We start from the raw sequence: 12,423 nt of genomic DNA on the forward strand, positions 1-12,423 counted from the left end.
TTGATCATGGCGCGGGTGGCGTCTGGCGCGGCAGGCCCTTCGTGTTCTGGTCGCGGATTTCCTTGGCCGTTATGTAGTTGAATTGCTCGACAAGCAGGTCGCGCACCAGAGGTTCCGGGAATTTCGCGTTAACGCCGTCAATCACTGATTGCTTGACGCTGGCAAATTCAACCTTCTGCACATTTTTCACATCGGAAAAGTGGCCGTAGAACTGGCGGAACACTTCATCATTGATAAACGGTCCGACCGGCACCGTTACAGAGGCTTTCACGCGGCTGTCCAGCGTATAGCCGAGCTGCACAACGATATAGCCTTCCACCGTGCCGTCGAGAATAATCGGGACGCTGAAGACATCCGTCTTGCCGAAATCGAGCATGTCCTTGCTCTGGGATGAGATGGCCGCCGTCGCCGAATTCTGCCATACGGCAAAATACAGCGATCCCAGCGCAACGCCGCATATCCACAGACCGATCAGGACAATGCGGATCATGCGCCCTGCCCGTTCCTCATTTGCTGGGCCGTATAGGTGCCATCGGCTTCCTGCGTTTCAAGCGCATCGCGGATGAGGCCGGTCAGCTCCGTCACGGCGCGCAGATGCAGCTTGATGGCATCACAATTGCGATCCAGCTTCTGCCGCAGCGCATCAAGCATAGGCTGAAGTGACTTCAACGCCGGTATCCCCGCCGTTTTCGCGGCTTTATTCATCGCCTTGTTGAAGTCGCGCAGGCCACGGCTCTTGTGCGAATTGATCTCGGCAAGATCAATCGTTTCACCATCAAGCAGCAACTGGGTTTCGCGCTCAACCACTTCTTCCAGACGCTTGATCGCAAAGAGAACGGGCTCAAGCGCAGGCTCAATCTGCTCGGCTTCAAGCGGAGCGTGCTCGATCACCGCGCCATGCTCTTCATTGTCGTTGACTACATCCATATTCATTTCCTCCAATCCTGGCGGCCTCAGCCCTGTCTGATATCTTCAACAGGTTTCGTCGTTTTCAATTGCTTGTGAATGAGTTGCCGTTCGATCTGGTACAAAATGACATTTGAGTCCTGTTTTTGAGTGAGACTTTGATTGCCTGATACAGCGGGCGTTTCACTCGCTGCCTCGTTTTTCGCTTTCTTGGCGCTCTGCTGTTCCAGCATCTTCGCCACACCAATACCACCGGCATCGGCCATCTTCTTGGCCACTGCCTCTGACATCATCGATTTCCAGTAATCCCCGGCAATGCCCTGACCGAACACGGCCTGATTGTCGCCTGTAAACATGGACTCGACAAAGGATTGCAGCATGAATGATTCAAACTTCTTGTAGGCGGCATTCTGCTTGTCGGTTGCATGTGTGCTGCCAATGGAAACCGTTGGAGTACCCGCCTGTTGTATCGATGCAAATGTCTCGCGCGAAAGCCGCGTCTGGGCTTCGACACGCGCAGCGGCAAGGCTGCGAAGTTTTTCGACAGAAGCCTGCAAGGTTGCCGGATCTGCTGCATTGGCAACATCCAGCACCAGATCAGAAGGTGGATTAATGGCCATCAGTCATTGTCCCATCGTGTTTCATGCTTTCCACCTTACCTGCCCAAACTTACGGGAGGCTTGTGCCGCCAGCGATTGTATGGATGACATATTCCTGGATTTCGTCAGCCGCAGCGATTCGCTCCATATCCTGTTCCAGCTGACGAAGACGATCGCGCAATATATCCAGCGTGCGTGAAACCATCAGCAGATCGCGCTTTTCAAAGGTCATCCGTTCGGACAGATCAGCCTGTTTTGCCTTGTTGGTTTCAAGCCGCTTCATAATGAGATCGGCGGGAACGATACCCCCGCCATTTTCGAAGCGATCATTCTGCATTTTGAAGAGAGCCACGTTTTCCGCGTCAATCGCCAGAAATTGTGCCGTCAGCCGCGAAAGCTCCATCTCATGCCGGGCCTTGGTCAGGCCCTGCAGTTTGATCATTGCCTGAAGCGAGGTGCGCGATCCTGATCCGCTGGCCATGTCAAAAGTTCCTGAGATAGCTGCCGGTCTCGCTGGTAAAGAACCGGAGCAGATCGGGCATAGTGAAATAGAGAAGCATCAAACCGCCCGCGAGCACGAACGGCATGGAGATGAAATAGACAGGGATTGTCGGGGTCAGCTTGTTGATGAGGCCAACGGCAATGTTCACGACAACCGCAAAGACAATGAAGGGTGCCGCAATGCGAATGGTGCTGAAGAAGGCTTTGGACAGTGTATCGGTCAGATTGACCATGGCGGTTGCTGGCTGGAAAACCCCATCAACAGGGATAGCCGAATAGGATGAGAGCAAGGCACGCAGCACTTCAAGATGCAGGTCCATGACGAAGAACATCAGCAGGGCCGAGAAAGTAACGATGGTGGCAATCGCCGCCTGCGGTTCTTCGGATTCAATACCCGCCCCCGGAGCGCCGGAATAGCCTGTCGCCATGGCAATGGTGTTGGCCATGAACTGCAGAGCCCAGAAATACATGCGTGCCAGTATGCCGATCAGCGCGCCGACAATGGCTTCGATGACGATGATGCGCATCAGCACGAGCGGTGCGGCATTGGCCGCGGGTGTTACCTGCTTGAGCACGAGCGGCACGACCATCAGTGAACAGGCGAGAGCGAGAAAAAGCCTGACCTGCAACGGAATGCGCGGGCTGGAAATACCGGGCATAATCAGCAGGCACGCCCCGACGCGGGCAAAGACCAGAAAGGCGGCGATCACCATGTCGCTGAGCGCCAGATTCTGCAGCATCAATCAAAGCCTCACGAGATCGTTCCGAGCGAACGCACTTCGACGCCGCGGGCAATCTCCACATGGGACAACACGGAAAGCGTGGCAAACAGCCTTTCGATGATCATGCGGATATAGGGCCGCGCTTCCGGCGATGCGACGAGCACGAAACGTTCCCCCGCATCCAGATGTTTGCGGATTGCCGTGCTGGCTTCGGTGCCAAACTGTTCAAGCAGACGCGGGTCAATATCAAATTCGATGATATCACCCTTGGCATCGCGCTTGAGGCTCTGATGGAAAACCATGTCCCAGCGATTGCCAAGACGCAGGACGCTGAGCACGCCATTATCCGCAAGGTCCCCGCAAATCTGCTGTGACATGCGCATGCGGACGTGCTCCACGATCATTTCCGAACGGCGGATATGCGGCGCGACTTCGGCAATGGCTTCAAGAATGAGATTGAGATTGCGGATGGAAACCCGCTCCGACAATAGCAGCTTGAGCACCGCCTGCAGGCCCGAATAGGAAAGATGGGCGGGGCAGATATCGTCAAGCAGCTTGCGATATTCAGGGCCGAGCCTGTCCAGCAGCGCGCGCATATCCTTATAGGACAGAAGCTGCGCCAGATTGTTGCGGACGATCTCGCTGAGGTGCGTGAGCATCACGGAAAGATTGTCGACGGTCATGTAATTGTCGCGCTTAAGGTCAGCGGCAAAGGTTTCCGGCACCGAATAGGCCTTCATGCCAAAGGCGGGCTCCCTCACCTCTTCACCCGGAATTTCGGGGATCGGGCGATCACCGGGAATAACCATGATTTCGCCGACGCGCAGTTCCTGCGAGACAACAACAGTGCCATGGATCTTGATGCGATAGACCTTTGGCGGAATGAGAAAATCATCCGTGACCTTGATCTCCGGCACGACAAAGCCATACTCCGTGGCAAACTTCTTGCGCATCTTGTTGACACGGTGCGCAAGTTCCAGCTGCGAGGCCATCAGGCGTGTCGACAGCTGCTTGCCCAGACAAAGCTCAATCTGTGCCGTTTCGAGTGAAGCGCGGACAGAGTTGCGGTCCTCGTCCTCTGCCGCTTTCTTTTTCTGGGCATCATCGGCCAATGCGGCTGCTGCCACGCGTGCAAGTTTGCGCGGAACCGAAATGCCGATGGCAACAAGGCCGAGCGCGAGAATGAAGAATGGAAAGGCGGGCAGACCGGGCAGGACGCCAAGCACGAACAGCAGCAGCGCCGCCACGAATAACGCCTTTGGATAGGCTCCGAGCTGGCCGAAAACAGCCTTGTCAGTGGAGCCGCGTGTGCCGCCTTTGGAAACAAGCAGGCCCGCGGCAAGCGATACGATCAGCGCCGGAATCTGCGTAACCAGACCATCACCAACCGAAAGTTTGGTGAAGACGTCAGCCGCCTGACCCACTTCCATGCCGTGGCGGGTAACGCCGATGATGATACCGCCGAAAATATTGACGGCGGTGATGATAAGACCGGCAATCGCATCGCCGCGCACGAACTTTGACGCACCATCCATCGATCCGAAGAAGGCGCTTTCTTCCTCCAGTTCGCGGCGGCGATGCTGCGCCTCTTTCTCGTCAATCAAGCCGGATGACAGGTCCGCATCAATCGCCATCTGCTTGCCGGGAATGGCATCAAGCGTAAAACGTGCGCCAACTTCCGCGATACGCGTTGCGCCCTTGGTGATGACGAGAAAGTTGACGATGATCAGGATGGCAAAGACCACAAGACCGATGACGAAATCACCGCCCATGACGAACTGGGAAAAGCCGTGAATAACCTGCCCCGCCGCCGCATAGCCCTCATCACCATGGGTGAGGATGACGCGGGTTGTCGCGATGTTGAGCGACAGGCGCATCATGGTGGCAATCAGCAGAACCGTCGGAAAGGCCGAGAAATCGAGCGGGCGCTGAATCCACAGCGACACCATGAGGATGAGAACTGACAGCGCGATGGAAAATGCGAGGCCAATATCAAGAACAACCGGCGATACGGGCAGGAAGAGCACGGTCAGGATAACGACGATGCCGAGCGCCAGCCCGACATCACTGCCGGTCAGATAACCCTTGTCTCCCAGTTTTTTGACGGCGGCCTGTTGCACGGCATTCTCCTATGATCGTTGGAGCATAGGGAGCGAAGCTTACGCGAAGCCAAAGCGGGGATGTTGTCCGTGCTTTGCAAAACTGGATTTGCGTGGTTCGTGGTTCGACAAGCTCACCATGAGGGAGAGTGTGGATGCAGGGAGTCAAGTTCTGCAGAATTGTCGATGTGCATTGCAATCCTCAGCCTCCCTCATCCTGAGCCTGTCGAAGGGCGCAACAATGGATTTGCAGCCAACCAGATTGTACTTCCCCGTTGCCACACCCGCTTTCGCGTCTGGCCATTGAAAAAGTGGGAAAGACGGGCGGTCCATCGGGAGCGCTGAAGTCTTTGGTTGGTGTTGCGGTGTTTACGATCCCTCGGACCACCCGCCCCGGCGATTTGTGTTCCCGTTCTTCACCGGTTTCCTGGCTGTCAGGCTCAGTACCGGCATAAGAGCGGAACCTCTCCGGTCTGCGGGACTACCACCCGCAAACAGAAGCGCCGGTCCTTTCCTGACTTCGAATAGTTTCCGGAAGCATTCCCGCCGGAAAGGACCCCATCAGAATAAGCGACGTTGGAGAAACGTGGATAAGTTGGCGGTGTTTTTTTGAGAATGGTGGTTTGGGTGGCGCGTGCTCACCCCACTCTGCCCGACAGGGCAGAGGGGGGTAATTCCTTTACCGCAATGCGAAAGCTCAAAAACCCTTTTCAATGCGTGAATAAGTCAGCAGTGTAAGCGTATTGATCTGCGAGCCGACAAAGGGCGCCGTCAGTGCAAGCACAGCGAGGATCACAATGATCTTCGGCACGAAGGTCAATGTTACTTCCTGAATTTGCGTCAGGGCCTGAAACAGCGCGATACAGACGCCTGCCAGCATGGCAGCGCCGACCGCCGGGCCGGAAGCGACAATCACCGTCCAGATCGCCTGGTTGATGATGTCGAGTGCATCGGCCTCATTCATGATTGGCTGCTGGCGATCAACTGATGACGATGCCGGCGGTAACAGGCAATTCGGCACCGCCCTTCAGCTTGGCAATCATGCCATCGCTGTAGATCTTGACCGATTCCACCACGCCGGTGACTTTGCCATCGGCGCTCGTGACGGTTCTGCCGATAATGCCGTCAGCCTGCGACAGCGAAGAGCTTGCCAGAATCTGATCCAGTTTCTTGTTCATCAATGTCGACTGTTCAACATTGGAGAACTGCGCCAGCTGCGCCACATATTGCGTGCCGTCCATGGGCTGGGTCGGGTCCTGATTCTTCATCTGCGCGACGAGCAGTTTGAGAAAGGATTGATAGTCGACACTCGGGCCGCCCGCTTTGGACGTGTCCGGTGTGTTGCCGGTTGATGATCCGACGGGAGGAGTAGTGGTCATGCGATTGCCTCCGGCCTGTTTGGCTGGTCCGAATGGGTGGGATGGATGGTGTCCAGATCGCCGGACAGAATTTGCGCTTCCAGCGGATAGAGCGAACGTATGGCCTTGAGTGCCTCAAACACCCGGTCATTACAGACGATCTCATCGATCAGCTTCAGTTCCTTCAGCATCAGCTGGTTTTCAAACGTTGCCAGCAGATTTCCCAGCATACGCTTGAAGGCGATGTTTGCTTCATGCCTGATCAGCGGATTGATCAGCATGATCTGCGCCGCATAATAGAGCTGACGCAGCGGCGTTGTCGTTTCACTTGCCTGCAGCACATGACTTTCGAGCAGGAAAGTAACGTCATTGAGAAACTCGAGGGAGACTTTTCGGTCCGCACTCAGAATAGCGCCGTTGATATAGACCTTTTCACCGGCACGCAGGGTAATTTTCATGATGTCAGATCCCGTCACGAATGGTTCTGGTGATCTCGATGATGCCATCATAATCGACCGAACTGCCCTGCCGGATAGCTTCAAGCTCCTTCAGAATGTAAATACCGATCGAAATTAACGAGGCACGCAATTGCTGCGGCAGGCCATTTTCGGGACTGCCGAGATCCTCAATCACAATCACCCAGAGCCGGGAGGTAAAATGCACCGCCTCAATGGCTTTGAAGGAATATTCGCCCTCGTCGCGCGCTTCCTCCAGCATCAGGATCGACTGGTCGAACAGCGAGCGTTCGCGCTCCTTGGCGCTCTCTGCGCCGTCGTCCATAATGTCGTTGTATCGGGCCTGGTACATGTGTCTTTCCGGTATCGACGGGAACGGGCGCGCGAGCCGCGCACGTTGCGATTATTTCAGATAGTTGAGCAGGCTCAGGCTCTGCAACTTGACAGTCAGGGCGTAGGACGCCTCGATCTGGGTTGTCAGCGCGGTCACACGGTTGGCCGCCTCGTAAGGGTCAACGGCTTCAAGATCGAGAACCGAACTGTTGAGGACCTTGATCTGCACGGTCAAACGGTCCGTTGCATCCTTGGTCCGGGCCTGCGCATCGCCAAGGAAGGACTGGGCGCTCGTCAGCGATGAGACGCTTTGGCTCGTTGTGGAAATCGCCTTGTCCATGACAGCATCAAAAGCACCCTGACTCAAACCGATATTTCCAAGTTCGGCCACCATGGTGTAACTCATGGCCAATTGCCGGAAGCCGGCATTGTTGGCGCTGACGGACGTCTCGGCCAGTTCCGTCGGTGCAATCCGGCTCTTGACCAGCGTATCGGACGCCGACGACCAATTATTGGACCACGAACCCGCGCTGAACTGTGCCGTCATGGTCGTGTCGAGAAAGCTCTTCATCTGATCGGCGGTGATATTCTTGACCTGCGGATCGGTCATTGGGAAACCGAACTGGGTCTGAAAAGCAGTCTGGATCGCCGCCCGCGCTGGATTACCGGCGGCATAGTAGTCATCCATCGGCTGCACATCGGTATTCACACCGGCAAAAACATACTCGCCATTATAGTTGGTATTGGCGAGGCCTGTTGTTGTCTGCAAGCCGCTCTTCGCCTTATCGGCCGCAACTGAATGACCATCAGCCGAACCGCGCAGGGCTGTGACGGTGCCCAGAAAATCCGTCGCATTCTTGACGAGATTGCCAAGGGCATTCTGCGAGGTCGTCATGCGCTGGCCAATGAGATTGTTGGTCTCGGTAAGGACTGTCAGCCGGTCATATTCCTTGCGCAGTGAAATCGACTGGCCGGTGCGGCTGCCAAGCGCAAGGCCCGTATCGGAGACAAAGCCTGTCGTGGCCTCTTCCTTTGCCTTGATAAGATCCGCCTGTGCTTTCGCCAGAATGTTGCGGGTCGAATTGGCCAGCATGTAGGATGAAATGGACTGGGTCTTCATCGCTATTTCACCGCGTTCAAGAGTTCGTTCAACATGGCATCCACGGCGGACAAAATGCGCGCCGATGCCTGATAGGAATGTTCAAGTTCGAGCATCGATTGCATCTCGACATCGATATTCACGCCGGATGCATTGGAAATGGCGTCCTCTGCACGCGATGCCAGCACGCCATTATAGGTGTTGGTTTCGGTGACAGATTTGCGTTTGGTTTCAAGCGAGCTGATCGAGGCGGCGGAATAATCCAGAAGGCTTTTCTGCCCGCTTATGCCCGCATTGGCGTCGTAAGTGCGCGGCGCGTTGATGGCCCCGATCAATCCCTGCAGACGGGCGGAGTAGCCAGCCGATCCACCGGTGTTCTGCACATAATCCGGGTTGGCGGGATTGGTGCCGCCATCGCGCAGCAGCGTCGGGCTGCCGCCTTCCGACAGGATATAGGCGGAGGAAACCTTGATGGTTCCGGCAATACCTGGTGAAATCGTGCCATCCGCAGGCATCGCCGGCGCACCGGAATAGGTGAAGAGGCCTGGAACATTCGGCAGTGTCGGCGGGTTTTTCTGATCCTTCTCGGCGAACATGCTGACAAGGCTGCGCGCCACTTCATCAAGCTGGTTCTGATAGGCAGGTGCCGTCTGATCGCGCAATTGCAACAGACCGCTCAAACGGCCCGTTCCGAATGGCTGCTGGAATGTATCATGCGATAGCGGCACGCCATCCACATAGACCTGATTGCCCGTTGTACCCGCTGCGAAAGCACTCGTCGGTGTGAAGCTGACCTTGCGCGGCGATCCTTCGAACAGGGTTACACCGGACTCGGCAAAAATGACCAGATCATTGTCGCCGCGCACCATCGTCGTGATGCCGATCTCGCCGGAGATTTCCTTCAGCAAACCATCACGCTGGTCGAGATAATCCGATACGTCAGCGCCGGAGCGGGTTCCGTTGACCACCTTGTTATTGATCGCCTCGAACGTCGCCAGCAACGAATTGATATTCTTGACGGAATCATTGATGTCGCCATCGGCATCCAGCCGCAGCTTCTGGATCTCGTTCGAACCCTTGTTCAGGGCATTGGCGAGATTGACGGCTTTGGAAACAGCCGCTTCACCCACGGAGTTATTGCCGGGCTGCGATGCATATTGCTGCAGCGAGTCTCGCAGGTCGCCCAGCAGAGCGCTTGGGGAACCGGATGCATTGTTGGCGGAATAGATGCCCGACAAGCGGTCGAGGCCGCTCTTCATCGTACTGGACGTTCCCAGCTGGCTGTTGGTCTCGATATATTTGGACAGAAGCGCGTCATCGGCCGAGCGGCGAACCGACAGATAGGTTGATCCATTGGGACCACTGACGACTGAACCAATGCGACGCGTAAAATTAGGGTCGTTGGCACCCGCAATATTGCGGGATACCAACGCTGTCTGTTTCGACGTCGTCGTCAGAGCACTCTGAGCGGTAAGGAGTGCCGAAGTTAATGACATGCCTTAGGTCCAATCACCATTTGGAGTATTACCTTTTCAGATTCACCAGCACGTCCATCAAATCCGCACCGGTCTGGAAGACCTTGGAATTGGCCGTGTAGCTTCTTTGCGCTTCAATCATCTCAGTCAGTTCCTGCGCGATGTCCGCGTTGGATTCCTCCAGCGCGCCCGAAGTCAGCGTGCCGAAGCTGCCCTTGCCGGGCTTGCCAAACTGAACATCACCGGATTCCGCGCTGGTCGAATAAACATTGCCCGACAGAACCAGAAGCTTGTCGGGACTTGGAACATCCGCCAGTGCGATCTGATAGATGGCGCGCTGCGCGCCGTTCTTGTAGCGGGCAACGACTGTGCCGTCGGCAGCAATATCAACATTGTCGATAGGGCTCGGCGTGCTGCCGTCAATCTTCGCTTCGATCGGCGTAAAGTCACCCGCAAGCTGCTTGGTCGCGGACAGATCAATCTCAAGCAACTGACCATTGGGAATCTGAACCGAAAGCGACTTGTCGGTGGATGTCAGCTTTCCGGTCACACCATCGAAATTGTAGGTTTCAGTCTTCATTGCAGGCTTGGAATAAGGAAAGCCTCCACTGGCTGATGCATCGGCCTTGTTGTAAACGGTCGCTTCCCAGGTGGCGTTCTTGGTGGCCGGATCTTCGCCCGTCTTGGTAAAGTAGACGTCGAGAACCACCAGATTGCCGAGATTGTCGAAACTCTGCAGCGACGTCTTGGCTGTGTATTTTGCTGTTCCAGCCGTGTTGGCCGCCGCATTTGACGGCAGGTCTGCCGCCGCAATAACGGCTGAACCGGCAGGAAGATTTGCGGTGAATGTCCCCTTGCGGCTTGGATCGGCAACGAGGTCATTCTGCTTGATATTGATCTTCTCCAGACCCTGATAGCCATTGATAACAGCATTCGTCTGGCCATTCACAATCGGATTGCCCATCAGGTAGTACCCGGCGGCATTGACAAGATTGCCCTGCGCATCGGGAACGAAGGAGCCGGCGCGTGTCAGATACGGTGTGCCATTTCTATCATTAACGACGAAGAAACCGTTGCCCTTGAGCGCAAGGTCGGTCGAAGATGTGGTGAAGCGCAGCGAACCGTCGTCAGAAATATGATGGCGAACGACCGTTTCCACGCCGCCGGAATTATAGGCGCCGCCGGAGCTTGGCAGAACCAGCGAAGCAAACTGCGTGCTTGCCCGCTTGTAGCCTGTGGTGCTGGAATTCGCGATATTGTCGGATACAGTCGACAGACGGTTGGCCTGGGCATTCATGCCCGATACACCCGTCCGCATCATTCCATAGAGGCTCATTTCCGTCTCCTTGCGCCATGATTCCGTTCAGGATCGTAACCCTGCGATGCTTGCGTGAACCTGACGCTTTGAATGCTTTGTGAGATCTTTATCGGGCCCGCCCCGCCAGCAGCGGAGCGGTTCAGCGCGTCAATCGAGATTGATGCAGTAGCCAAGGAAACGCTTGGAATCGATGGGATCGTGACCAAGCTGTTCCCGCAGCTTCTTGCGAAGCTTGCTGATGTGGCTCTCGACAACACTTTCCTCGACTTCGCTGTCGAAAATGCCGTAGATCGCGCTAAAAATTTGCGCCTTGTTCAGACGGCGGCCACGATTGGCAATAAGGTATTCCAGAATGCGGCGCTCGCGGCGCGGCAGCGAGAATTCAACACCATTAACCTGCGGATCGCGGCCATCGGAAAAGACGCGGATGGGACCCACCTGCGTGCCGACATCGCCATTGCCGTAACGGCGGCGGATGGCATTGATACGAGCCAGAATTTCGCGCACATGCATTGGCTTGCGGACCACATCGTCGACACCCGCCTGGAACAGTTCAAGCGTGTGTTCAAGCGACTGCGTGTCGTTGACGGCGATAACCGGTGCCGAGCAGCGCTCACGAATCTTGTGGGGAAACTGGCTGCGGTTGGCACATTCCCCTATGAGAAACGCTTCCACTGCCATAATATCGCTCTGCTGGACGGTAGAAACCCAGTCGCCGAAATCATCGGGAGCGAACCCTGTTGTTGTTATGCCCTCACGGGCGAACCACGCAGAATACCCACTCGTCACCAGACTTCGTTCGTCGACGACTACAATCACGACCCCACCTTCCGAATCAGTAAAAACCCCACTGAACACACACGTAGCGGGGTGAGTGACTCGCCGACAATCCCCAACAAATTGGCCGCAATTTATTGGGAGTCTGAAATAGTGATTTCGGGTGGGGAATGGGCATCGAGCGGAGGTACGACTCGCACGCTCAAATGTTTACCGGCTACATCTTAACCAAAGATGACCAAGCTAACAAATTCACGTTTTATTACTGATCATTAACGCCTTCACTTATCGCAAAACATTCGCGCTTTTTGTGTCCAGTTTCCGAAGCCGGAAGCCACCATATTTTCCATTACCCGGCAAACATATTGCTTCTGTGCCGGGTCGTTGTTGGGGCCTGCATGATAGCGTGCTACGGCCATGGTCCAGTTGCCCTCCCGCGCCCGGAGTTGTTTGAGAAAACGCGCCGCATAATCCACGTTGCTTGCAGGGTCCAGCATTGCGCCCACGGAAGGGAATGCGCTGGCGTGAAAGTAGTGATTGATCTGCATGCACCCGAGATCAATCAGCTTGGCGCCCTGCCCCTGCGCTTCGTTAAATTTTGCTAGAGCAGCCGCCGCTGACGGCATGAAAACCGCCTTGCCTTCGATGTTCATGGCATAGGGTTGCAGCGACTCCTTTCGCCCGGTTTCGGTCAGTCCAACGGCATAGAGAATGCCGATCGGGATGTTATATTTGCTCGATGCACGGTGCATTTCCCGTTCGCAAAGATTGTCGGCGCGAA

General features: G+C 55.7%; 15 protein-coding genes. All 15 read right to left on the reverse strand.

Annotation, left to right across the window (positions count from 1 at the left end; genetic code table 11):
- Positions 1-4 precede the first annotated feature (4 nt).
- The 15 genes from FHW17_RS21580 to FHW17_RS21650 all read right to left on the reverse strand — a co-directional run bounded on the left by FHW17_RS21580 (position 5) and on the right by FHW17_RS21650 (position 12,394).
- Entirely contained in the window at positions 5-490 is a 486-nt protein-coding gene (locus tag FHW17_RS21580) for a hypothetical protein (RefSeq protein WP_182510803.1), read from the reverse strand.
- On the reverse strand, positions 487-933 hold the full coding sequence (locus FHW17_RS21585; RefSeq protein ID WP_348643769.1) for a flagellar protein FlgN: 447 nt from the start codon (positions 931-933) through the stop codon (positions 487-489). Before FHW17_RS21585 ends, FHW17_RS21580 begins: the two co-directional genes overlap by 4 nt.
- Before the next feature lie 20 nt (positions 934-953).
- A complete protein-coding gene (locus FHW17_RS21590; protein ID WP_182510804.1) occupies positions 954-1,526 on the reverse strand; it encodes a rod-binding protein in 573 nt (190 codons plus the stop codon).
- 49 nt (positions 1,527-1,575) lie between these two features.
- On the reverse strand, positions 1,576-1,986 hold the full coding sequence (locus FHW17_RS21595) for a hypothetical protein (RefSeq protein WP_182510805.1): 411 nt from the start codon (positions 1,984-1,986) through the stop codon (positions 1,576-1,578).
- A 1-nt stretch (position 1,987) separates the two neighbouring features.
- Positions 1,988-2,749 (reverse strand): flagellar biosynthetic protein FliR, encoded by a 762-nt coding sequence (gene fliR / locus FHW17_RS21600; protein ID WP_112525486.1) that lies wholly within the window; start codon positions 2,747-2,749, stop codon positions 1,988-1,990.
- A gap of 8 nt (positions 2,750-2,757) precedes the next feature.
- The gene (flhA, locus tag FHW17_RS21605; protein WP_182510806.1) at positions 2,758-4,848 is read right to left on the reverse strand and encodes a flagellar biosynthesis protein FlhA; all 2,091 of its coding nucleotides are present in this window, start codon (positions 4,846-4,848) and stop codon (positions 2,758-2,760) included.
- A 676-nt stretch (positions 4,849-5,524) separates the two neighbouring features.
- Positions 5,525-5,791: a flagellar biosynthetic protein FliQ gene (locus tag FHW17_RS21610; RefSeq protein ID WP_091885068.1), complete on the reverse strand. Its 267-nt coding sequence runs from the start codon at positions 5,789-5,791 to the stop codon at positions 5,525-5,527.
- Between the two features lie 16 nt (positions 5,792-5,807).
- Complete coding sequence (gene flgD, locus FHW17_RS21615; protein ID WP_112525480.1) at positions 5,808-6,206, reverse strand: flagellar hook assembly protein FlgD; 399 nt, start codon at positions 6,204-6,206, stop codon at positions 5,808-5,810.
- On the reverse strand, positions 6,203-6,643 hold the full coding sequence (gene flbT, locus FHW17_RS21620; protein WP_182510807.1) for a flagellar biosynthesis repressor FlbT: 441 nt from the start codon (positions 6,641-6,643) through the stop codon (positions 6,203-6,205). Before flbT ends, flgD begins: the two co-directional genes overlap by 4 nt.
- 4 nt (positions 6,644-6,647) lie before the next feature.
- On the reverse strand, positions 6,648-6,992 hold the full coding sequence (flaF, locus tag FHW17_RS21625) for a flagellar biosynthesis regulator FlaF (RefSeq protein ID WP_091885075.1): 345 nt from the start codon (positions 6,990-6,992) through the stop codon (positions 6,648-6,650).
- Positions 6,993-7,043: 51 nt separating this feature from the next.
- Entirely contained in the window at positions 7,044-8,093 is a 1,050-nt protein-coding gene (locus tag FHW17_RS21630) for a flagellar hook-associated family protein (protein ID WP_182510808.1), read from the reverse strand.
- Between the two features lie 2 nt (positions 8,094-8,095).
- Positions 8,096-9,568, reverse strand: a complete 1,473-nt coding sequence (gene flgK / locus FHW17_RS21635; protein WP_182510809.1) for a flagellar hook-associated protein FlgK — start codon at positions 9,566-9,568, stop codon at positions 8,096-8,098.
- Positions 9,569-9,596: 28 nt separating this feature from the next.
- Positions 9,597-10,883, reverse strand: a complete 1,287-nt coding sequence (locus tag FHW17_RS21640; protein ID WP_112525472.1) for a flagellar hook protein FlgE — start codon at positions 10,881-10,883, stop codon at positions 9,597-9,599.
- A gap of 129 nt (positions 10,884-11,012) precedes the next feature.
- Positions 11,013-11,684: a response regulator transcription factor gene (locus tag FHW17_RS21645; protein ID WP_112525470.1), complete on the reverse strand. Its 672-nt coding sequence runs from the start codon at positions 11,682-11,684 to the stop codon at positions 11,013-11,015.
- Between the two features lie 239 nt (positions 11,685-11,923).
- Entirely contained in the window at positions 11,924-12,394 is a 471-nt protein-coding gene (locus FHW17_RS21650; RefSeq protein WP_246706979.1) for a transglycosylase SLT domain-containing protein, read from the reverse strand.
- Positions 12,395-12,423: the final 29 nt, after the last annotated feature.

It is taken from the genome of Phyllobacterium sp. P30BS-XVII (assembly GCF_014138335.1).
In the GTDB taxonomy this organism is placed as follows: Bacteria; Pseudomonadota; Alphaproteobacteria; order Rhizobiales; family Rhizobiaceae; genus Phyllobacterium; species Phyllobacterium meliloti.

Bases quoted from the DNA above. Each gene is read 5' to 3' on its own strand.
- FHW17_RS21580 (WP_182510803.1), bottom strand. From the start codon at position 490: ATGATCCGCATTGTCCTGATCGGTCTGTGGATATGCGGCGTTGCGCTG.
- FHW17_RS21585 (WP_348643769.1), bottom strand. From the start codon at position 933: ATGAATATGGATGTAGTCAACGACAATGAAGAGCATGGCGCGGTGATC.
- FHW17_RS21590 (WP_182510804.1), bottom strand. From the start codon at position 1,526: ATGGCCATTAATCCACCTTCTGATCTGGTGCTGGATGTTGCCAATGCA.
- FHW17_RS21595 (WP_182510805.1), bottom strand. From the start codon at position 1,986: ATGGCCAGCGGATCAGGATCGCGCACCTCGCTTCAGGCAATGATCAAA.
- FHW17_RS21610 (WP_091885068.1), bottom strand. From the start codon at position 5,791: ATGAATGAGGCCGATGCACTCGACATCATCAACCAGGCGATCTGGACG.
- flgD (WP_112525480.1), bottom strand. From the start codon at position 6,206: ATGACCACTACTCCTCCCGTCGGATCATCAACCGGCAACACACCGGAC.
- flbT (WP_182510807.1), bottom strand. From the start codon at position 6,643: ATGAAAATTACCCTGCGTGCCGGTGAAAAGGTCTATATCAACGGCGCT.
- flaF (WP_091885075.1), bottom strand. From the start codon at position 6,992: ATGTACCAGGCCCGATACAACGACATTATGGACGACGGCGCAGAGAGC.
- FHW17_RS21630 (WP_182510808.1), bottom strand. From the start codon at position 8,093: ATGAAGACCCAGTCCATTTCATCCTACATGCTGGCCAATTCGACCCGC.
- flgK (WP_182510809.1), bottom strand. From the start codon at position 9,568: ATGTCATTAACTTCGGCACTCCTTACCGCTCAGAGTGCTCTGACGACG.
- FHW17_RS21640 (WP_112525472.1), bottom strand. From the start codon at position 10,883: ATGAGCCTCTATGGAATGATGCGGACGGGTGTATCGGGCATGAATGCC.
- FHW17_RS21650 (WP_246706979.1), bottom strand. From the start codon at position 12,394: ATGCACCGTGCATCGAGCAAATATAACATCCCGATCGGCATTCTCTAT.